Origin of the sequence: Shewanella marinintestina (genome assembly GCF_023283845.1) — a bacterium.
Lineage (GTDB): Bacteria > Pseudomonadota > Gammaproteobacteria > Enterobacterales > Shewanellaceae > Shewanella > Shewanella marinintestina.
The window spans coordinates 35,083-57,135 of the sequence record NZ_JAKILC010000009.1 but is presented as its reverse complement, the minus strand read 5'-3'; the positions used below and the strand labels follow the sequence as shown (position 1 = coordinate 57,135).

19 protein-coding genes are annotated in these 22,053 nt (G+C 42.9%); 12 read left to right on the top strand and 7 right to left on the bottom strand.

The window, feature by feature from the left end; translation table 11 throughout:
* Nucleotides 1-2: 2 nt before the first annotated feature.
* Entirely contained in the window at nt 3-404 is a 402-nt protein-coding gene (locus tag L2747_RS11725) for a GFA family protein (protein WP_248999214.1), read from the bottom strand.
* A 177-nt stretch (nt 405-581) separates the two neighbouring features.
* Here L2747_RS11725 and L2747_RS11720 point away from each other — a divergent pair, with 177 nt between their 5' ends.
* From L2747_RS11720 to L2747_RS11665, 12 genes are all read left to right on the top strand, one after another.
* On the top strand, nt 582-812 hold the full coding sequence (locus tag L2747_RS11720; RefSeq protein WP_248999213.1) for a hypothetical protein: 231 nt from the start codon (nt 582-584) through the stop codon (nt 810-812).
* Between the two features lie 495 nt (nt 813-1,307).
* The gene (locus tag L2747_RS11715; RefSeq protein WP_346347784.1) at nt 1,308-2,570 is read left to right on the top strand and encodes a dicarboxylate/amino acid:cation symporter; all 1,263 of its coding nucleotides are present in this window, start codon (nt 1,308-1,310) and stop codon (nt 2,568-2,570) included.
* Between the two features lie 1,014 nt (nt 2,571-3,584).
* The gene (locus L2747_RS11710) at nt 3,585-4,946 is read left to right on the top strand and encodes a Na(+)-translocating NADH-quinone reductase subunit A (protein ID WP_248999212.1); all 1,362 of its coding nucleotides are present in this window, start codon (nt 3,585-3,587) and stop codon (nt 4,944-4,946) included.
* A complete protein-coding gene (locus tag L2747_RS11705) occupies nt 4,946-6,160 on the top strand; it encodes an NADH:ubiquinone reductase (Na(+)-transporting) subunit B (RefSeq protein ID WP_248999211.1) in 1,215 nt (404 codons plus the stop codon). The genes L2747_RS11710 and L2747_RS11705 overlap by 1 nt, the downstream gene beginning before the upstream one ends.
* A complete protein-coding gene (locus L2747_RS11700) occupies nt 6,150-6,923 on the top strand; it encodes a Na(+)-translocating NADH-quinone reductase subunit C (RefSeq protein WP_248999210.1) in 774 nt (257 codons plus the stop codon). Before L2747_RS11705 ends, L2747_RS11700 begins: the two co-directional genes overlap by 11 nt.
* A 3-nt stretch (nt 6,924-6,926) precedes the next feature.
* A complete protein-coding gene (locus tag L2747_RS11695) occupies nt 6,927-7,550 on the top strand; it encodes an NADH:ubiquinone reductase (Na(+)-transporting) subunit D (RefSeq protein WP_220782342.1) in 624 nt (207 codons plus the stop codon).
* A 6-nt stretch (nt 7,551-7,556) separates the two neighbouring features.
* Entirely contained in the window at nt 7,557-8,165 is a 609-nt protein-coding gene (gene nqrE, locus L2747_RS11690) for an NADH:ubiquinone reductase (Na(+)-transporting) subunit E (RefSeq protein WP_248999209.1), read from the top strand.
* 55 nt (nt 8,166-8,220) lie between these two features.
* The gene (nqrF, locus tag L2747_RS11685; RefSeq protein ID WP_248471300.1) at nt 8,221-9,438 is read left to right on the top strand and encodes an NADH:ubiquinone reductase (Na(+)-transporting) subunit F; all 1,218 of its coding nucleotides are present in this window, start codon (nt 8,221-8,223) and stop codon (nt 9,436-9,438) included.
* A gap of 462 nt (nt 9,439-9,900) precedes the next feature.
* A complete protein-coding gene (locus L2747_RS11680) occupies nt 9,901-10,656 on the top strand; it encodes a putative porin (protein ID WP_248999208.1) in 756 nt (251 codons plus the stop codon).
* Between the two features lie 580 nt (nt 10,657-11,236).
* On the top strand, nt 11,237-11,731 hold the full coding sequence (locus tag L2747_RS11675) for a hypothetical protein (RefSeq protein WP_248999207.1): 495 nt from the start codon (nt 11,237-11,239) through the stop codon (nt 11,729-11,731).
* Between the two features lie 450 nt (nt 11,732-12,181).
* A complete protein-coding gene (locus L2747_RS11670) occupies nt 12,182-12,487 on the top strand; it encodes a hypothetical protein (protein WP_248999206.1) in 306 nt (101 codons plus the stop codon).
* Between the two features lie 353 nt (nt 12,488-12,840).
* Nucleotides 12,841-14,646, top strand: coding sequence for an aryl-sulfate sulfotransferase (locus tag L2747_RS11665; RefSeq protein ID WP_248999205.1), 1,806 nt, complete (start codon nt 12,841-12,843; stop codon nt 14,644-14,646).
* A 147-nt stretch (nt 14,647-14,793) separates the two neighbouring features.
* Here the strand turns inward: L2747_RS11665 and trpA are convergent, their stop codons facing one another.
* The 6 genes from trpA to L2747_RS11635 form a co-directional block, all read right to left on the bottom strand.
* Complete coding sequence (trpA, locus tag L2747_RS11660) at nt 14,794-15,603, bottom strand: tryptophan synthase subunit alpha (protein WP_248999204.1); 810 nt, start codon at nt 15,601-15,603, stop codon at nt 14,794-14,796.
* A 10-nt stretch (nt 15,604-15,613) separates the two neighbouring features.
* Nucleotides 15,614-16,813 carry a tryptophan synthase subunit beta gene (trpB, locus tag L2747_RS11655; RefSeq protein WP_248999203.1) on the bottom strand — a complete coding sequence of 400 codons (1,200 nt, stop codon included), beginning with the start codon at nt 16,811-16,813 and terminating at the stop codon, nt 15,614-15,616.
* A 95-nt stretch (nt 16,814-16,908) separates the two neighbouring features.
* Nucleotides 16,909-18,336 carry a bifunctional indole-3-glycerol-phosphate synthase TrpC/phosphoribosylanthranilate isomerase TrpF gene (gene trpCF / locus L2747_RS11650; protein WP_248999202.1) on the bottom strand — a complete coding sequence of 476 codons (1,428 nt, stop codon included), beginning with the start codon at nt 18,334-18,336 and terminating at the stop codon, nt 16,909-16,911.
* A gap of 1 nt (nt 18,337) precedes the next feature.
* Nucleotides 18,338-19,396: an anthranilate phosphoribosyltransferase gene (gene trpD / locus L2747_RS11645; protein ID WP_248999201.1), complete on the bottom strand. Its 1,059-nt coding sequence runs from the start codon at nt 19,394-19,396 to the stop codon at nt 18,338-18,340.
* A 4-nt stretch (nt 19,397-19,400) separates the two neighbouring features.
* Nucleotides 19,401-20,015, bottom strand: coding sequence for an aminodeoxychorismate/anthranilate synthase component II (locus L2747_RS11640; protein WP_248999200.1), 615 nt, complete (start codon nt 20,013-20,015; stop codon nt 19,401-19,403).
* Complete coding sequence (locus L2747_RS11635; RefSeq protein ID WP_248999199.1) at nt 20,012-21,595, bottom strand: anthranilate synthase component 1; 1,584 nt, start codon at nt 21,593-21,595, stop codon at nt 20,012-20,014. The genes L2747_RS11640 and L2747_RS11635 overlap by 4 nt, the downstream gene beginning before the upstream one ends.
* Nucleotides 21,596-22,053 lie beyond the last annotated feature (458 nt).

Below are 22,053 nucleotides of genomic sequence, written 5' to 3'. Positions count from 1 at the left end.
ATTTAGCTGCGCCCAGCCCTGTATTTAGGGCATTCATCAGCAATTGTTAACCACTTTAACTGACTATCTGTATAGATATGATAATTCGGGCTAATTGAGCTTGGGTCATCAAGGCTAGTAATGCTTAATGTGAGGTAGTCTGGGTAGCGTAAATCACGAAAGCTGATTTGAGTGCCGCAGTGCTGGCAAAACCCCCGCCTTACATGTTCAGATGAGGCATATTCTTTTGGCTGTTGATTAAGCCAATTAACTTGTTCACGTTTAAAGTCCATCCAAGCTCCCACTACGGAACCCGTACTTTTTTGACATTGGCGGCAATGGCACAAGTCTGCATCAAACGGCATCGCATTAACTCGATATCGAATTGCACCGCAAAGACAGCTGCCGTTGAGTAGGGGTAGCATGTTGGCTCCTGTTTTAAGTAAAATTGATATGCATTTGTTTTGCTATAAGTCATTGATATAAATTTAGCATGTTCAAGTGGTTTTTAGCCAATAACCGTTAGTTTGAACTGGGCATAATATTTATTCAAAGCAGCTATTCATCATGCTACTCATAACAGCTAGGACTTGGAGTCCACGATGGACCAAGCGATTGCAATCTTAATGCTTATTGCAGTGTGTTATTTGTATAACGAACTTCGTAGTACCCGCAGCAAACCATCAATTGTTGAAAGAAAATTGGATTGTGTATTAGAAGATAAAGGCATTCTTTTTGATAAAAAGACCTTTGTCGCCAAAGAAGTGCTTAGCATGTTGCAGCCTGGTAAAAGGCTAAAGGCTTGTACCAACATGAGCCTTAAACAGGTTTAAGCGTTGTTAACAGCCTTGAGCTAAATCAGTTGCTGTAAGCTCAGTTCGCAGTCGTGGGCGAAGAAAGCTAACACTCCAAAGCTAAATATAGATCTGAACTAAACTCCTAAATCAAATAAAAAACTAACTCAAATTCGTGTGTTTTTTTACAAAGCTTAAATTATCAGCTGTTTTAATGTTTTAGAGCAGCGTGAATCCCTGAATTTATTAATAAATAGATAATTTAATGTTGGTCAATTGGGTTTGAGTTACTTCTTGTCTTCTTAGGTGTTACTCTTTTCTAACACTTACTTTTTTAAATTGAGGTTTCTACTTTTTATCGGTCTATTTTTTGATGATTATTTAGTTAATAAGCGCTAATTATCACCATTTCTCTAAAACAGTGATAAGTCCTTCGTTAATCACATTAATTGACTCAACTGGGTGTTATTGTGCTGCAAAGAATCAAAGTGGTCGTTATTCCACTTAATATAAAAAGTCTGGGATGGAGCTAGGGTGTTGAACAAAAAGAAAAAGTTTTATAAAAATATCGGATTCCAAGTGGTTGTAGCCATGGTTTTAGGCGCAATCGTTGGTATGGTGATGGGACATGATGCCTCTATATTTGCTCCGCTAGGGACATTTTTCATTCACTTAATTAAAATGTTAGTGATCCCGTTAGTTGCCGTTTCAATTATTGCCGGTGCAGCAAGCTTAGGTGCGGGCCCGTCAGCAGGTAAGGTCGGTATTGGTACTATCGCTTTCTTTATGGCGACGTCAGCATTGGCTGTGACCTTAGCACTAGTGATGGGCGAATTTTTCCAGCCAGGTGTGGGCATGGACTTTTCACAGCATACTGCTGGTCTCGCTGCGGTAACGGCTGAGCAGGGCGCACTGCCAGGTGTGGCTGACACCATTATTGGTATGATCCCAACTAACGTATTTGAAGCACTGACAGGCGGCAATATTTTACAGATCTTAGTATTCTGTATCTTCTTTGGTATCGCACTGACTAAAGTGAATCAAGAAGCGGCTAAGCCAATTACTTCTGCACTGAATACAATCGTTGAAGCCTTCATTTGGATGATCAACATCGTAATGCTAATTGCCCCTATTGGTGTATTTGGTTTGATGGCTGATTCTGTTGGTACTTTCGGTTTCCAGTCACTGACAGTGGTGCTAAACCTATTCGTGGTTTATGTTGCTGCAATCTTGATTTATGGCTTTATCTTCTTCCCACTGATGGTGAAGTTCTTCTCTAATGTACCGGTTGGTAAATTCCTATCGGCAATGAAGAAGCCACAAGCGCTAGCTATGTCTACCGCTTCATCTATGGCTGCGCTGCCAGTTAACATCGAAGTGTGTGAGAAAGAGCTAGGCGTTTCTAAGTCGACTGCTGCATTCGTATTGCCATTAGGCGCTACGATTAACATGAGTGGCAACGCGATTTATTATGGTTTAGTAGCGGTATTCTTTGCGCAAATGTTCAATGTTGAATTAGGTCTTGCGGCTTATGTGGCGATCATCTTCACCTCGACATTAGGCGCAATTGGTCAAGCTGGTGTGCCGGGTCCATCATTCCTGGTTATTGCGGTATTAGTGGCGGCAGGTATTCCAATTGAAGGTCTACCACTATTGTTTGCTTTAGACCGTGTGTTTGACATGATCAGAACAACACTCAACATTACTGGTGATGCAGTTTGTGCTGTGGTAATTGATAAGTTCAATCCAGAGACTGAGGCTGTTGTTGAAAGTGTAGAAGCTACAGCTAAAAGTTAATCTTAGAGTTGATGAGAAATTGTTTTAATTGCTAGGCTCGACACCGTTTAGAAACGGTTAGTTAGCAAAACAAAAAAATTAGCAGTAGAACATTAGCAACAATACTAAATCCTCTATTCAATAAGTTTGAATGGGGGATTTTTTTTAGTCGATTTTGCTGCCTGATTAATCAACGTGTAACCTAAGAATTTCATTTAATCTAGCTTGCTAAAGTTGCTGGAGCTATTGATTTTTAGAGTGAAAGCTCCTCTACAGTGATAACCTTAATCAGTGTCCTAGCTATTCGGATTTCCTATTTGGTCATGCTCGGTGATTAAGCTATAAACCCAATATATCTGACGCTGAACGTGCGCTTAAACTGCAGCGGCGAATAGTTGGCAAGACTAGCCAGAACAATATCTGTTCGAGCTAGAATTGCCGTAGCAACATTTTATAAAGTCTCATTCAGTAATAGCTAAAGTGTGACCATTCCCCTGCTTGTAAACATGGTTTCTGCGAGCTAATGTCGATTATTTTTGTGGAAAGAGCGATTGATTGCGCTTAGTGAGTAAATATTCTTCATGAATGTCGTCGGTTTAGTTGTTCTTTGTTTTATATCAAAAAAAAACAGCTTTGATCGAAATAAGTGCTTAAGGTCTGCTAACTGTATGACAAATGGTCTTTGTTGTGTTGTTTGAACTGTGTCATATTTCATCAGTTTGTGGGATGTGACTTCAGTTTTACGTCTGACTTTTATCTTAAGTTATTGTTGAATATAGAATTAACTTAATGAAATTCTGTTGGTGACTTGTTGGTATGTCAAAAGTTGTTTAACGTCGATTTTTACGTATTAAAACTACATAAAGCGTTATTTATTCAACCAGTTCAGGCGTTGCGTCACACTAATTACCTCGAAAACCTGATTTTTTGTCGGTAACTTACAAATTTGACCGGAAAGTGTGAAGTTCAACTCGGAATATTAGTTAACAAAGATTTACTATTGGGTATCCAAACTTTTAACGGTTGATTTTAGTGATGGCAGGTTTCTCAAACCAAGTTATAACAATCAAAAAGGGCTTAAATGTGCCCATAGCCGGCGCACCTAAACAAGTGATTAATGACACTAAGTCATCGACACATGTTGCCTTATTGGGTGAAGAATATATTGGCTTAAAGCCAACTATGCTGGTTGAAGAGGGTGACATTGTCCAAAAGGGCCAAGCGCTTTTTGAAGACAAGAAAACCCCCGGTGTCATTTATACCGCTCCCGCGAGTGGCAAGATCGTTGCTATTAACCGCGGCGAACGCAGACTATTCCAATCAATCGTTATTGAATGCAATGATGATGCGCCTAAAACCTTTGCACCTTGCAAAGCGTTTAACGAGTTAAGCCGAGAAGATGTTCAAGCCAAGTTAGTAGAAAGTGGCCTTTGGACAGCATTACGTACGCGTCCTTTCTCTAAAGTGCCTCAATTAAATACATCGCCTGCTGGCATCTTTGTAAGCGCAATGGATACCAATCCATTGGCGGCTGAGCCTAGATTGATTATTGCTGAGCAAACTGAAGCATTTGCCGCTGGTTTACAAATTCTAAGCCTACTGACCGACGGTAAAGTACATTTATGTCAGGAGGCTGGTGAGTCTTTGCCTGGCCACGATCTTGCTAAAGTGAGCAACCATTTCTTTGCGGGTGTGCATCCTGCAGGCATCGTTGGTACCCATATTCATTTCGTCTTACCTGCAAGTCTAGAGCGCCCAGTGTGGCACCTTGGCTATCAAGACGTTATTGCCTACGGCAAACTCTTTTTAACTGGTGAGCTTTATACCGACCGTGTTGTGGCGTTAGCTGGTCCTGATGTAATTAATCCACGTCTTATCCGCGTTCAAGCGGGGGCAAAGCTATCAGAAGTGGTTGCTGGCGAGTTAAATGAGGGCAATTCACGTGTGGTGTCTGGTTCAGTATTATCGGGTCACACCGCAAAAGGGCCTCATGATTTCTTAGGTCGCTTTAATAACCAAATCAGTGTGCTGCAAGAAGATGCTAAACATCAAGTGCTTCCTTGGGTACGTGGTGGTTCGCAAAAGTTCTCTATTACGCGTGCGGTAACGTCACGTTTAAAAGGCGCTAAGCAGCTATTTGATTTTACCACTCACACCGGTGGTTCAGCTCGCGCCATGATGGCATTTGGTCAGCTTGATCGCGTGATGCCACTTGATATCTTACCGACCTTACTCGTTAGGGACTTAGTGGTTCGTGATACGGATGAGGCGCAGCAACTTGGTGCACTTGAGCTAGATGAAGAAGATTTAGCACTGTGTACGTTTGTTTGCCCTGGCAAGTACGACTTCGGTAAAGAGTTACGTGCTTGTTTAGAGATTATTGAGAGGGAAGGGTAATGAGTCAGCAAGATAAAAAGCCTGATATCCAAGAAGATTATTATGCGCCGGGCAGTTCAGTTAAGGGCTATTTAAGTTCATTACTGATTGCTCGTGGCCGCAGCACTCAAGGCAAAGTCCATATTCGTGACGCCATTGATGTTAAACGTACCATGACTATTGTCGGCTTATGTTTATTGCCAGCCATTTTGTTTGGTATGTACAACATCGGCCTGCAAGCACAAATTGCCGTGGCTTCAGGTTTAGCTACCGCTGATGTTTGGCAGCTAGCGATTTTTAACTTTGTCTTTGGTGGCTTGAGTGAACAAACCGGTATTGTGGGTTTATTTGCTTATGGTCTGAGCTTTTATGCACCTATCTACCTAACTGCGTTGGCGGTGAGCCTGTTTTGGGAAATGGTATTTGCCAAGGTGCGTGGCCAAGAGTTGCATGAAGGTTTCTTTGTTACTGCACTATTATTCACCCTGATTTTACCTGTATCAACGCCGCTGTGGCTGGTGGCTATGGGTATTACCTTTGGCGTGATCATGGCAAAAGAAGTATTTGGTGGCATGGGCTACAACTTCTTAAACCCTGCGTTAGCCGGTTTAGCCTTTATCTACTTTGCTTACCCGTCACAGGTGACAACGGTAAGTCAGTTAGTTGCGGTTGACGGATTCTCAGGTGCAACCACCTTAATGCAAACGGCGGCGGGCAAGGTCAGCTTTGCTGATTACGCTTGGTTTAATGCCTTTAGCGACCCTAACTGGTGGAACGCGTTCTTTGGTTTTACCGTGGGTGCGATTGGTGAAACCAGTACGTTGGCATTATTGATTGGTGGTGGCTTCCTTATTCTTACTCGTTTAGCTGACTGGCGCATTGTTGCTGGCGTGCTGTTTGGCATGATCTTAACTGCCACAATGTTCAATGTGATTGGTTCAAGCAAAAACGATATGTTCGCAATGCCTTGGACATGGCACTTGGTCACCGGTGGTTTTGCTCTGGGTATGATGTTTATGGCAACCGATCCGGTAACCACTTCATACACCCGTAAAGGCAAAGTGGCTTACGGCTTGTTGATTGGTTTTATGACCGTACTTATTCGTGTAGTTAACCCGAAAATGCCAGAAGGCATCATGTTGGCGATTTTATTTGCCAACCTATGGGCACCTATTTTCGATTACCTGGTGGCGAAAGCAAACATCAAGCGGAGACTAAAACGCCATGGCAATTAAGAAAGATTCTTTTGTAGGCACCATGATTTTCACGGTGACCTTATGTCTATTGTGCTCATTTATGATCACAGGTACTGCTGAAGTACTTAAAGAGCGCAAGCTAGTGAAAAAGCGCGATGAATTGATGCGTAACGTGTTGATTGCAGCTGATGTCGATCTTAGCGGTCAAGATTTCAGAGCCTTGTTCAAAAAAGACGTTAAGCCGCTTTTAGTGTCAATCGACACGGGTGAAGCCGTTAGCGATGCAACAGTGATGGATTTTGATCCGCGCATGGCATCAATTAATCCAGAAACGTCAATCAAACTTGAGAAAAAGCAAGATAAAGCCAAGATCAAAACCCGCGCAAATCAAGTGCGCGTGTTTAAAGTCTTTAATGACAGCGGCGAGTTAACCAGCGTCGTTTTACCGATTTACGGTAAAGGCTTATGGTCGATGGTATACGGCTTTGTGGCGCTCAAACCTGATTTAAATACTATTGAAAACGTCGTGTTTTATGAGCACGGTGAAACTCCAGGTATTGGTGACTTTCTTAATGATGCCGAGTGGACCAATCAATGGCATAACAAGCAGATTTTTGACGACAAAGGCAAGGTTGCTTTTAAAGTGGTTAAAGGTGGAGCTAAAGAAGGCGATATTCATGGTATTGACGCTGTGAGTGGTGCAACCATGACTGGACGCGGCGTACAACGTTCAATTCAGTTCTGGTTTGGTAGCGAAGGTTTCGAAGCTTTCTTCAAAAAATTAAAAGCGTCGGAGGTATAACGGATGAGTACTCAATCTATTTCGACTCGCGAAATGCTAACAGGGCCAATTTTTGCTAATAACCCAGTAGCAATGCAGGTGTTGGGTGTTTGTTCGGCTTTGGCGGTAAGTAACTCAATGCAAACTGCATTGGTGATGACGCTAGCGGTGACCTTTGTACTGGTGTTCTCGAACTTGATTATTTCAAGCATACGTTCACTTATCCCAAATAGCGTGCGTATTATCGCGCAAATGACAGTGATTGCATCACTGGTGATTGTGGTTGATATGGTGCTACAAGACGTAGCCTATGAACTATCACGTCAGTTATCGGTATTCGTTGGTTTGATTATTACCAACTGTATCATCATGGGCCGTGCAGAAGCATTTGCCATGAAAAACCCGCCGCATTTAGCCGTGGTAGATGCCGTCGGTAACGCGTTAGGTTATGGCGTAATTTTATTAGGTGTGGCGTTTGTTCGTGAATTACTGGGCAGTGGCACACTATTTGGTCATGAAATCCTAAAGACGGTTGAGAATGGCGGTTGGTACCTTGCGAACGAAATGTTCAAGTTACCTCCAAGTGCCTTCTTCTTAATTGGCTTAATGATTTGGTCAATCAACGTCATTCAACGTAAGCGAGGCTAAGGGCTGATGGAACATTATATTAATCTGTTTGTACAAGCCGCGTTTATCGACAACATGGCGCTGTCTTTCTTTATGGGCATGTGTACCTTCTTAGCGGTATCAAAAAAGGTATCAACCTCTTTTGGCCTAGGTGTCGCCGTTATTGTGGTAATGACCTTGGCTGTACCGCTTAACCAGTTGATTTACGCCAATATTCTGGCGCCAGGCGCACTCGCTTGGGCGGGTTACCCTGCATTGGATTTAAGCTACCTGCAGCTAATTACCTTTATTGGTGTGATCGCAGCCTTAGTGCAGATCTTGGAAATGTTTTTAGATAAATACATTCCTGCACTGTATGACTCGTTAGGTATTTTCTTACCTTTGCTAACCGTTAACTGCGCGATTTTCGCAGGGGTTATCTTTATGGCAAACCGCGACTATAACCTTGCAGAGTCAACGGTATTTGCTATGGGTTCAGGCTTTGGTTGGGCAATGGCGATTGTGATGCTAGCGGGTCTGCGTGAGCGCATGAAGTTCCATGCTATTCCTGAAGGCTTACAAGGCATTGGTATTGTATTTATTACCACGGGCTTGATGGCGTTAGGCTTTATGGCTTTCTCCGGTATTTCTATTTAAGGCTGTTTGAGTTTTTAAACCTTAATGAAAACGAATTAAACAAAAGGTAGATTCGATGGAAATGGCAATTGGTATCGGTATGTTCACGTTTGTGGTGAGTATATTGGTAATGGTGATTTTATTCGCCAAGAGCAAACTGGTGTCTACGGGTGATGTGAATATCCGTATTAACGACGACCCTGAAAAAAGTATTTCAACCCAAGCGGGTGACAAGCTTTTAGGCGCGTTAGCGGGTAAAAATATCTTTATTCCGTCAGCCTGTGGTGGCGGTGGTACATGTGGTCAATGCCGCGTTAAAGTAAAATCTGGCGGCGGCGAGATCTTAGCCACAGAGCGTGACCATATAAATAAGAAAGAAGCTAAAGAAGGTTGTCGCTTAGCGTGTCAGGTATCGGTGAAAACCGATATGGAACTTGAAGTTGAAGAAGAGATCTTCGGCGTTAAGAAGTGGCAATGTGAAGTTATTTCTAACAATAACCAAGCGACCTTTATTAAAGAGTTACTGCTTAAATTACCGGAAGGTGAAGACGTACTGTTTAAAGCCGGTGGTTATATTCAGATTGAAGCACCAGCTCACGAAGTCAAATATGCAGATTTTGATATTCCTGCAGAGTACCGTGACGATTGGGAAAAGTACGACCTATTCAAGTTGGTTTCAAAAGTTGACGAAGACGTATTGCGTGCATACTCAATGGCGAACTATCCAGACGAGAAAGGCCGTATCATGCTGAACGTGCGTATTGCTACGCCGCCAAGCGACAATATAGCTCCAGGTAAGATGTCATCGTACATCTTCAACCTAAAAGCGGGTGACAAAGTCACTATCTCTGGCCCATTTGGCGAATTCTTTGTAAAAGAGACTGACGCTGAAATGGTGTTTATTGGTGGTGGTGCCGGTATGGCACCAATGCGTTCACATATCTTTAATCAGCTTAAAGGTGTTAAAACCAAACGTAAGATGAGCTTCTGGTACGGCGCGCGTTCAACTCGCGAAGTATTTTATCAAGAAGACTTTGATACGTTAGCGGCAGAAAACGATAACTTTGTTTGGCATGTGGCATTGTCTGATCCATTACCGGAAGATAACTGGGATGGTTACACAGGCTTTATTCATAATGTACTTTATGAGAATTATCTTAAAAATCATAAAGCGCCAGAAGATTGTGAGTTCTATATGTGTGGACCTCCTATCATGAATTCATCAGTTATCGCGATGCTTGAAAGTCTTGGTGTTGAGCCAGAGAATATCTTATTAGATGACTTTGGTGACTAGTTCTTATTAGATGGTTTTCAATCTAGAGTGACTAGAGTAGGGTCACAAATATGTGGTCGTACCTAATCAATGAGCAATAGATTTTCAATTGCTATAAAAACATAAAAGGCGCAGCTTAATGGCTGCGTTTTTTTATATTGAAAAACATATATCGAGATCATCTGTTTGTTGTGTTTTATTATTTCTTGCTTGATTTGTATCTGAAGTGTGATTGGTTTGTTGTCAATTTGTTTTTGTGGTTTTTAATCAGTGTAAAATGCATTGTAATTGTTGGTTTTTTTGTGTTTTAGTGTTTCATTTTGTCATCGATTGGATTATTGTTTGCGCAGCTAGGAGAGCTGCAGTGTTTATGAGATTTAATCACTGAATTATATCAAGGATGGCATAGTACCTGCTCATGCTTATCATATACCTGCACATCTTTATCTCTTAGCATTACAAACAATATAAGGGAATAAATTGATGAGACAAACAACCACTGCTTTAGCCATTCTTTTAAGTCTTACAAGCCTAAGCGCTGTAGCAGCTCAAGATAATAATTATCAACACGAAGCAGGTCTTAGTTATACAACTAATTCAGAAGAAGTGAGCGACGGTCTTTGGAACGCGAATTATCGTTATTACTTTGAAAGTGTAGAGCAAAGTAAAGCACCTTACGCACTGAACGGCTTTTTAGCACAAGAATCAAATATCGGTGCAAATTACCAAAATTTCGATCCAGCAGATAGCGATAGTTACGGTGTTGATGGCACATTTGTGCTTGGATCTAACTGGTTCGTTGGTGCTAATTATCAAAAATTTGATGTAGCAAGTTATGACTTCAACACCTATGGTGCTGAAGTGGGTTATTACTTTAATGATAGCTCTGCAGTTTCTGCATTTTATCAAGATGGTGATGATAACTTCACCGAAACATACGGTCTAAAGGTACGTAGCTACATCGCTCTGCAATCTACAGCTGGCATCGATTTGAATGCTAGCTGGGCACATAACGAATTTGATGATGTGCTAAATGTAGGCGCTGATTGGTATATCAATAATGCTTGGTCTGTTGGCGCAGGTTACACAGATAGTGATAATGATGATGCTTTTGATGTGCGTACAGCTTATTGGTTACGTATTACCGATGGCATTTCAGCTAACTTCCAAATTTCTAAAGTATTAGATTCAGATTACGACGGTGTTGGCCTAGGCTTAGGCCTAGTAGGTCGTTTCTAAGTTACTTTGGATGTCAAAGCGTAGCTGATGGCTGCGCTTTATATCATTGAGCCAGTGATTGTCCATGAGTGAGGCTATCGAATCGCAGTCATAGATTGATTTCATTTACTTGTTGGATACCTTTGCTGTTTTAGGTCGCGAAAAGAGATTTTCACTAGCATTGTAAACTTTTGCTTAAATCTGTTTAATTTTGTATCAGTGCAGGTTACAATTGCGCCTCATTTAGGTCGTATCAGTGGTCAAACCTCTCTTGAAGAGATGATTTCCAAATTAGCTTTATTCACTGTATGACTTATTGGGTAAATAAGAGCATTAAATTCCATTTGCTATATATTAAATCAGTTCTAATTATAATGTATCGATATAGTTGAACAGAAAAGTTAAGGGTTTAATAATTCTGATCTAAATAAATCATCTATTAATAATGCATTTGTTTGTATCTTAATGAGCACTCACCGAGTTTATATTTATTTTTACTTATCTAGCGATTATTTAAATTACGTCTTTAAATTTATTTTAGGAGTGTGGTTTGAGTGCGCTTAGCTATTTTTTTGTTTTTAAATCATTACATGGAGTTTTAATGAGAGTATTTATTCTAATACTTGTATTGGTACCATTTTATGCGCCTGCGGCACTTTTTGGTGTTGATTGGGGTGAAAGTATTGATAAGTATGGCGAGTTAACTAAGCTAAACGATTATTATAAAGTAGTAACAAATAGTGTGCCAGAGCCGCTTTCAATAGCCAAAAATTATGAACTAGTACAAAAGCCTGATAATGGCTTAGTCAAAATCTTGATGACGAGTTACGAGTATTCAGCCTTTAGTGATAGCTTTCAAAGTGATTATGTAGAAATTCAAGATTATTTAATTAATGATGGCTACGAAACGAGGGAGTTTAGACAAAGCGAGCTATCATCCTATCAGTGTATCTTGCAAGGCGAATGTGTTGGTATGCTTTGGATTGGCGTAAACCATGATCAGAGCGTAGTTGTTCTAGAGCAAATAATGAACGGTAGAGAACGTTCATTTATTCAATTGGAAGTCAAATCCAATACTTTTATAACATCGAACTAGTTTATATTTTTCTATTTAAATATCATATTTTTATGGTTATTTTATAGATGAATTAATTCTATTTATTTCTAGTCCAAAATTTATCATTAGTCTTTAAATTCCATTAAGTTTATATGGTTGTTTCAAATTGAGGCTATATTAATTGGTTATTGTAGATGTGTTATTTTATTCATTTTTTTGAATGGTATAAATTATGCTCAGAGTTAAATCTGTGTAATGCCTTATATAGAACTCTATTATAGTTTGCTACTGGTTAAGTGTGGTGTGAACCATAGAGTCAATGATAGTGCTATGTTGTTGCTAGACGTCAAGAACTGGGTAACTATTAATTGTTTATTTCCTGACATTATTTAAGTTCAAGATATCATGATTCTATTTTATTGGTTTGTTCATTCATTACTAACAATATATGATACAGCATATTCATTATTTATTGGTAGGAAAGAGTAAATGGGAACAGCTGAATTTTTGATTATAGCTTTGGTTGCAGCAGCTTTAGCTCTTGGTTACTTGTCGATTTATCCTAAAGTTGCAGGTAATAATTTCAATAAAATTTCAATGTGCGATCTAGTGTGTTCTGCATTTGTATTTACGCTCGTTGGGACTCAATATTGGGGTTCAGGTTATGAGTTCAGTCTACTCCTTTTTAGCACAAACTGGTTTTGGTTCACTTTGATTATTTATGCCTTAATTGAGATCCCTTTAGCTATTTGGTATTTCAAAAAATATGGTGTTGCGATTAACGATGAAGAATAATTGTAGCGTCAGTTGCAAATGATGAGTCTTAGCTAAGGGCTATTTGGGGATTCACAGGTTTTGAATGCTCTATTTAAAGTCTTACTCAATACTTCTTCTTACTTTCCTCTCTATTTTTTACTTGCCGTCATTTTGCTGTCAACGCCAGTAAACCAAGACTTTGTCGGCAAGACGGCACGGGTGAAGACCGCTAGCAGCTGTAAAAGTTGCAACCAGTGCAAACAAAAGCCTTAAACCGTGATCGGCTAATCAAACTCAAAATATACTCACTATAGTGTTAATTCTCTGACAGTTTTTTTTGCATTAGCTGATTATAATCTGCTTCAGTTTCCGTACTGTTGAGTTAATTTTCAATGTCTAAACCAGCTTTGCTTCTTTCGGCGTTAGCCTTGTCTTTAAGTTTGTGCTCAGCACAAACCTTTGCTTCTATCGATGGTATGAAGCCTAAACCTGTCGAAGGGGCGCCTTTAGGTTATATCATTCATAACCCTTATGAAAATGCGCCACTTACCGCTCTCGTCACTTTAGCGGGGCATACTATTTCGGGCGTAGAAGTCACTGTGCATGCTAATGATGCAGACGGTGTAAGCCTGACTTATCAGGTCGATGATATGCGGGTGATGGATGAAGGTGGCGTGCCTATTTTTGGTCTTTACCCAGCATTTATGAATAAGTTTACCGTGAAGTGGACCGAGAACGGTGAGCAAAAATCTCATGATTATCAAATGCTGACACCTGATATCGACATGGGCTTTTCTGAAAGCCAGTGGGCAAAAGCGCCACTTGTCGAGGTTGAGCACGTAGATGCCGACTTTAAAGATAGACTGTATTTTGTTAACTGGACCAATGCCGACGGTAAAGCTGCGCCACTGATGCACAATAACTCTGATGCACCAGGCGCTTTTTCTTGGGACGGTAAGCCAGGCTTCTTTATTATCGATACCGCGGGTGATATTCGCTGGTATATGAACCCTTATACCACTCATGACGCTAAGACCTACGATAACGCAGGTTATGCTATGGGTATGAACGTCACTAAAGACGGCAATATGGTGTGGGTACAGGGCCAAGGCTGGAAGAAAATGTCGATCATGGGACGGATGATCTCTGAGCATAGTCTACCGGGTAACTTTATCGATGCCTCTCATGAAGGTCTCGAAGGCGCTAACGGTAACGTGTTTATCCGCGCAGCAGCCAAAGATTACCGCACCGCTGATGGTCGCCTAGTTAATACTGTGCGCGATCAGATTATAGAAGTAGATAACACAGGTAAGCTGGTGGATTACTGGGATCTGAACACCATCTTAGATCCTATGCGTGATGCAGCGCTGTTATCGCTTGATGCTGGTGCGGTTTGTTTGAACATTAACCTTGACGATGCCGGGCACCAAACCACAGAAGAAGACTTAGCCAAGGCGCCGTATGGCGATATTCACGGCGTTGAGACAGGTCGTAACTGGGCCCATGTAAACTCGATTGAATATGATCCAACAGATGACAGCATTATTATCAGCTCACGTCATCAGTCGGCGGTGATTAAAATTGGTCGTGACAAGCAAGTGAAATGGATCTTAAGTGCCAGCAAGGGCTGGAGCGAAAAGTTTCAAGATAAATTACTAAAGCCTATTACCGCTGACGGTGAACCAATTTGGTGTAACGAGAAAGGGGCATGTCAGGACAAAGACTTTGACTTTAGTTGGACATCACACACAGCTTATTTAGTCCCAGAAAAGGGTACCTTGACCGTGTTTGATAATGGCGATGGTCGTGACTTAGGTCAGCCGATGTTTGCCAACGAAAAGTACTCTCGCTCAGTTGAGTATAAAATCGATGAGCAAAACATGACGGTTCAGCAAGTCTGGGAATACGGTAAAGATGAGCTGGGTTATGAAGGCTACTCACCGGTGACATCTATCGTTAAATACCAAGCGGATAAAGATAGCATGATGAGCTACTTCGCTTCTGCCGGCCTGTTTGGTTTAGGTGGTGGTTACGGTAACTTAAAGATGGATGACACCACAGGTAAGGTGCAATCTATCTTGGTTGAGCACAGATACGGCGAAACTAAGCCTGCTGTTCGCATCAATATCGACAGCCATGATATGTTTGCGACCGGTTACCGCGCTCAGGTTATTCGCGCTAATGAGATGTTGAAATAAGAGTGAGATTTTGAAATAACAGTGAAATGCTTAAATGATTCAATGCTGAATTAATCGGTTACAGAATCGAGCTGACAAATAAAAATAGCGCCATAAGGCGCTATTTTTATATCTGTAACTCTTCGCTAGGGATTGTTCGATTATAAATTAACGAGCTGTTGCCGCTTTCATATTGCGTGTAAATTCAGCAAGGGCGCTTAACAGCGCAGACTCGTTGTCTTTATTCGCTTCAATGATTTTTACTACCGCAGAACCTGAAATAGCGCCAGCAGCGCCCGCATCAATAGCAGCTTTTACTTGAGCGGGTTCGGCAATACCAAAACCGAGTAGTGGCGGCGCGCCATTAAACTCTTTTAGGCGATTGAGAATATCGGTAATAGGCATACCCGCTTTTGACTCTGTGCCTGTTACACCTGCGCGCGATAATAGGTAAGTATAACCTTCACCTTTCTCGCTAACTTGCTTAAGCGTATCGCTATTAGCATTTGGCGGCGCGATAAAAATTGGACATACGCCGTGAGCTTTTGCTGACTCGATAAATGGCGCAGCTTCTTCAACTGGTACATCAGCAATCAATACTGAATCAACACCAGCAGCTTGGCATTTGGCGTAAAAGGTATCGACGCCATTCGCGAACACTAGGTTAGCGTACAGTAGCAGACCAATTGGTAAGTCTGGGTACTTAGCACGGATGCTGGCTAACATCTCAAAACACTGACTTGGTGTGGTACCAGCATCCAAAGAGCGTAAATTAGCGCCTTGGATAACAGGGCCGTCGGCGAGTGGGTCTGAAAACGGGAAGCCGAGTTCTAGGGCATCGGCACCGTTTTCGACTAAGGTGTCGATGATTTTAAGCGATAGTTCAGGCGATGGATCACCTAAGGTAACGAATGGCACAAATGCGCCTTGGTTTTTTTCATTTAGGGCGGCAAAGGCTGCCTGGTAACGTTGACTCATTGCCACTCTCCTAGTTGTTTTGCTTGTTAGTTTGTTGCTCTTCAAGGATGTCCGCAACAGTGAAGATATCTTTGTCGCCGCGGCCAGACAGGTTAACCACTAAAATGGTTTCTTTGGTCGCCTCTTTGGCAAGTTTTACTGCATAAGCTAAGGCATGAGCAGATTCAAGTGCTGGGATAATGCCTTCACTGCGTGCCAATAACTGGAATGCTTCTAGTGCTTCATCATCGGTAGCCGATTCGTAAGTCGCGCGGCCTGTTGCGGCAAGGTGCGCGTGCTGCGGCCCAACCGATGGGAAGTCAAGACCGGCTGACACTGAGTAAGATTCCTCGATTTGGCCTTCACTGTCTTGCATTAGCGGCGCTTTCATACCAAAGAAAATACCGGTTTTACCGTGTTTTAGCGGCGCGCCATGCATAGGGGTATCAATGCCTTTACCGGCAGGCTCAACACCAATCAAAGCGACCTCTTCTTCGTCAATAAAGTCGGCAAACATACCAATTGCGTTTGAACCACCGCCAACACAGGCGATAACCGCATCCGGCAAACGACCCTCACGCTCAAGAATTTGACACTTAGTTTCTTCACCAATCATACGCTGGAATTCACGCACAATTGTTGGGAATGGGTGTGGACCTGCTGCCGTACCAAGTAGGTAGTGGGCTTTATCGTAGCTACCAGACCAGTCGCGCATCGCTTCGTTACAGGCATCTTTTAGGGTAGCTGACCCCGATGTTACCGGAATAACCTCTGCGCCCATGAGTTTCATTCTAAATACGTTTGGTGATTGACGCTCAACATCTTTGGCGCCCATGTACACTTTACATTTAAGCCCCAGTAAAGCGCAGGCTAGGGCGGTAGCTACGCCGTGTTGCCCCGCACCTGTTTCAGCAATGATCTCTTTTTTGCCCATGCGCTTAGCGAGTAATGCCTGACCTAGTACCTGGTTAGTCTTGTGAGCGCCGCCGTGTAGCAAATCTTCACGCTTTAGATAGATTTTAGTTAGCGGGTTAGGGCTTAAATTGCGCGTTAAGGTCAACGCGGTTGGACGACCGGCATAGTTCTTTAATAGCTCGGTAAATTCCTGCTGAAAACTTTCATCTTCTTGGGCTTCAATAAAAGCGCTTTCAAGTTGCTTAAGCGCTGGCATTAAAATCTGCGGTACGTACATACCACCGTATTCCCCAAAGTATGGGTTTAACTTACTCATATTCTTATCCTATTTCTTTTCAATTTGTGGTCACAGGCGCTTGGGGCATATGACGATAATTTTGTTTGGTTTAGTTTGCTTCAGTTCTGCTCAGTTTAGTACTGACGCAAAAGCTTAAATGCTGCGCTAATTTTGCTAGGATCTTTAATGCCAGGGCTTTGCTCAAGGCCTGAGTTAAAATCTAAGCCATAAAATCCTTGGCTAGCGGCTAACGCTGCATTTTCTGGACTAAGTCCACCTGCCAGAAGTGCTAGCTCTTTACTCGGGAGTGTCTTTTGCCAATCGAAGCTTTGGCCTGTTCCGCCAAATTGACCATCAGATTTACTATCAAACACAACGCGGTCAATACCTGCAGGAATGTCTAATTGATTGTCACTTGCTACATCGACCGCAACTGCTTTCCATATTTGAGTGTGGCTGTTGTGTGTGGCTAAGATTGCTTTTAAGGCATCAATTTCGAGGGCGGTTTCTTTACCGTGCAGTTGCACGGCAAATAGATTTAATTCAACTGCGAGTTTGGCAATCATGTCAGCTGCTTCATTAACAAACACGCCAACTAAATTGAGTTTAGCGCCACTTTGCGTCAACTGTTCAACTAGCTCTTTGGCCTGCTCGGCGGTTACTGCACGTGGTGATTTTTGCGCAAAGATAAGGCCGCCATAAATGGCACCGGCTTTTGCCGCTGCCAGCATATCTTCAAGGCGAGTTAAACCGCACACCTTGTTATGGCCAAAGGTTAATGTCCGGCAAGCAAGGTCTAAATCATCTTCTGCCATTAATGAGCTGCCAACTAAGAAGCCATCCACTAAAGGTGCTAAACGGCGAACTTGGGCTTGGTTATAAATACCTGATTCGCTAATCACCACTCTGTCGGCGGGAATATGCGGTGCAAGCTCTTCAGTTGTTGCCAGATCGGTAGACAGGTCGCGCAGGTTACGGTTATTAATCCCAATGATCTTGGCATTTAGCGCAATGGCGCGAGTCAGCTCAGCTTCATTGCTGACTTCAGTTAAAATATCGAGTTGATATTTAGCTGCTTCGGTGGCTAAGGCTTGATAACGGCTGTCATCGAGTACCGATAGCATTAATAAAATGGCATCAGCACCTTGATGTGCGGCCAATTTGACTTGGTATTCATCAACGAAAAAGTCTTTACACAAAATTGGCTGAGTGACGCGAGCACGAACCCTTGGGATATAATCTATATCACCTTGGAAGAACTGCTCGTCGGTTAATACCGAAATACCCGCTGCGTAGTGGTTATAGACGTCGGCGATAGCGTCGACATCAAACACATCACGGATCAGCCCTTTCGATGGGCTGGCTTTCTTACATTCTAAAATAAAGCCTGCATTTGGCGCTTTAAGGGCATCAAATAAGCTTCTGTCAGACACTTTGGGCGATAAGTCATTTTCAGCAAAGCGTTGCTTGAGTGAGGCTATATGCGCAGCTTTGGTATCGACAATTTTAGTCAATACATTGCTTTCTTTTATTGTGGGTGCGTCTCTTAAATCGGTGCTCACATTAAGCTCCTTTACTGGCTTGGCTAGCGTCGCTAAGTTGAGTTAATAGTTGGTAGGCTTTACCGCTGTTAATGGTGTCTAATGCTAACGCGGTACCTGACTTAATGTCTTCGCAAACACCTGCCACATAAAGGGCGCAGCCAGCATTGATGGCAACGGCATTCATATGGGCGCTTTTACCTGTGCCTTGTAATATGGCGCGGGTGTACTCGGCATTCTCTTCTGGTGCGCCGCCTTCTAAATCGGTTAGTTGCGCTTCTGGTACACCAAGCATCGCTGGAGTAATGCGGTACTCTTTGATTGCGCCATCTTTTAGTTCATTGACTAAGGTCTCACCGTGCAGCGCCACTTCATCAAGACCACTGCCGTGAACCACCATGGCGCGTTTAATGCCAAGGGCTTTTACGACCTCAGCAATAGGTGCAACCAGTTCAGGGCTATATACACCAAGTAACATAAAGTCAGGGCGAGATGGGTTAATCAGCGGCCCTAGTACATTAAATAGCGTGCGGGTTTTAAGTGCTTGGCGTACAGGCACTGCATGAGCCACGCCGCCGTGATAATGGGGCGCAAATAAGAAGCACAGACCTAGCTCATCTAAGCAGTCACGCGCTGTTTCGGGTGCCATGGTTAAATCGATACCAAATTGCGCCAGTAAATCAGATGAACCGGATTTGCTCGATACACTGCGGTTACCGTGTTTAGCAACCTTAGCACCAGCAGCCGCTGCGACAAAGGCTGCAGTCGTTGAGATATTAATGGTGTTATGACCGTCGCCGCCTGTACCAACAATATCGACGATACCTTGATTTACAGTCGATTCGCTCGGCGTTGGAAAAGCTTTAGCCGCAGCGCGCAGAGCATCGGCGGCACCGGATATTTCATCAATGGTTTCACCACGCATTTTCATGGCAACGAGCATGCCCGCCATAGTGACTTCGTTCATTTCGCCTTGAATTATTTGGCTAAATAGCGCTTTAGCTTCTGCGCGAGTCAAGCTGTCACCCTGATAAAGTGTTTCGATAAGGGCTGCTGTCGGTTTGATTTCTATTTGAGTCATTATCTTATCCTCTGTCTTTATCTTGGCTGTTTTCATTCAATGCGCGTGATAAATAATCTAAGCTTTGTACTAATAACTGGCTACCTAAAGTCGTTAAAATTGACTCTGGATGAAACTGGAACCCAACCGCTTTATCTTGGCGGTGAATAATCGCCATTGGCATCTCTTCAGTTGTGGCAATGACTTCTAAACAATCTGGCACTTGGGTTGCGACTAAGCTGTGATAACGAGCTACAGGAAGCGGCGAGGGTAAGCCGCTAAAGATATCCTCACCGTTATGAAATGTTGGGCTGGCTTTACCATGCACCACTTGGGCTGCACGCTCAACTTTACCGCCGTAATGCTCAACTAAAGCTTGGTGGCCAAGGCAAATTCCTAGCATAGGCACTTTGCCAGCGACACATTCAATTAAGGCCATTAATGAGCCTGCTTCATGGGGGGCACCAGGTCCCGGTGACAACACTAATGCTGCAGGTTCAGTTTCGTTTAATAGCTTGCTGGCAATAAAGTCTGCATCAACATTGTTACGGTAGATCACGACTTCATAGCCTAGGCTTCTGAACTGATCCACTAGGTTGTAGGTGAATGAGTCGAAGTTATCGAGTAGATAGATTTTCATAGTCCACCTCCCATTTTAATTGCTGAAATAACGGCTTGAGCCTTTTGACGCGTTTCATCGGCTTCTGCTTGTGGATCTGAGTCGAACACCACGCCTGCACCCGCTTGAATAAAGGCGGTACCCTCTTTGACAAAAGCGGAGCGGATAACAATACAGGTATCCATATCGCCTAGGCCGTTTAAGTAACCCACAGCGCCGCCATAGCTGCCGCGGCGAGTTTTCTCTGCGCCGCGAATAAGCTGGGCTGCGCTGACCTTTGGCGCGCCAGTTAAGGTGCCCATATTCATGCAAGCTTGGTAGGCGTGCAGTGCATCTAAATCTGTGCGAAGTTGACCGGTAACGCGGCTTACAAGGTGCATAACATGGCTGTATCTATCGACTTTTAATAGCTCAGGTACTTTACGAGTTCCGCTTTGGCTGATGCGGGCGATATCGTTACGAGCCAAGTCTACAAGCATTATGTGCTCTGATAGCTCTTTCTTATCAAGGCGTAGCTCAAGCTCATTGCGGCTATCGAGATCGAAATCGATTTCACCGCTGGCAGTTTTTCCGCGCTTGCGGGTGCCGGCAATCGGGTAGATCTCGACTTGATTGGTTTGTGCTTCGTATTTGAGCGCACTTTCTGGCGAGGCGCCAAATAGGGTAAAGTCGTCGCCGCGAAAGTAGAACATGTATGGGCTTGGGTTTGTCAGTCTTAAAGCGCGATAAGCGCCTAATGTATTTGGACAAGGTAGGCTGAAGCTGCGTGATGGCACTACTTGAAAAATATCTCCGGCGATGATGTGTTCTTTAAGACCATTAACGGTATCTTTAAAGTCGTCATCAGAGATATTGACTTGAGTTTGGGCTTCAACGGCTTGTAACTCAGCTACCGGCGCCAATGAGTGGCAAGCTTGTTGGAGCTCAGTCATACGTTTAGCCAGTGACAGGCTAACGCTTTCAAGTGGGCTTTGTGCTGGCTGAATAAACTGGTGAGTGACGATTTCAGCGCTTTGTTGCTGATGATCTACAAGGATTAAGGTTTCGGCTAGATAAAATAGGTAATCAGGGCAGGTGTTGTCACCTTCAGGCACACTTGGCAGTGGTTCAACGGTATCGATTAAGTCATAAGCAAGCACGCCGCCTAAAAACATGTCTTCAAACTCAGGTCTTTCATCGCAGCGGATATGCTTAACCAACATTCTTAAGCCATCAAGGGGAGAGGTCGACTTTAAACGTGCATCCTCATCGAGTTGGTTAGCGTCTTTCTGTAAGGTAAGGCTTAAGCTTGATTCATCGCAATGATTAATTTCAGTGGCTGGAAAGTCTTTTTCAAAGAACGACTTTATTGGGGAAAGCAGTGTCTTACCGTTATCTGTTAACGCGTTAAACTTGAGCTGGTAACCGTCACAGCGAATTTTCATGGCCGCGTGAGTCAGTAAGATACTCTTTAAGTGGTCTTTACTGTCAATTTCAGCAGATTCCAGCAGCATAGTATGAGGGGCGTTTTGAGTCACATGCTGGTATAAGCGCAGCGGATCATCGTGATAGGCCAACTGCTGTTTTTGAGTGACGACTTTAGCGATAGTATCAGTTGTCATGCTTATGCTCCTGCCTTGTAGGGTAACGCATTATTCATTGTTTTATCTCAGTTTATCTTAAGCCTGCTGCTCTGGGATTTCTCTCTTCTTGCCGATTTACTTTCGTTTAGATACAAGAAAGCCCGCAGAGTCTGCGGGCTTTCTTGTTGAATCTTGGCTCAATGTTTTGAGCACACAGTTTCACACCACCCGCTAAGTTGGGAAGTGCCACCACCAATTAATGTTTTGGAAAGTTGTAAACTGTGTCATTTAAAATTCATCTTGTTTGTTTCAGTGACTATATAGAAACATTTGCAGGTGAAAGCTGTCAATTGAATATTTCTGTTTTTGGCTGATATTTATCAAATAGATGAAAACTTCTACAAATAGCGCTTGGAATCAGCTGAATTTAATACCTTGTGAGTGAATTCTGCTAATAAATAGAGTTATTGATATTAACTAAATGTACATCTGCAGCA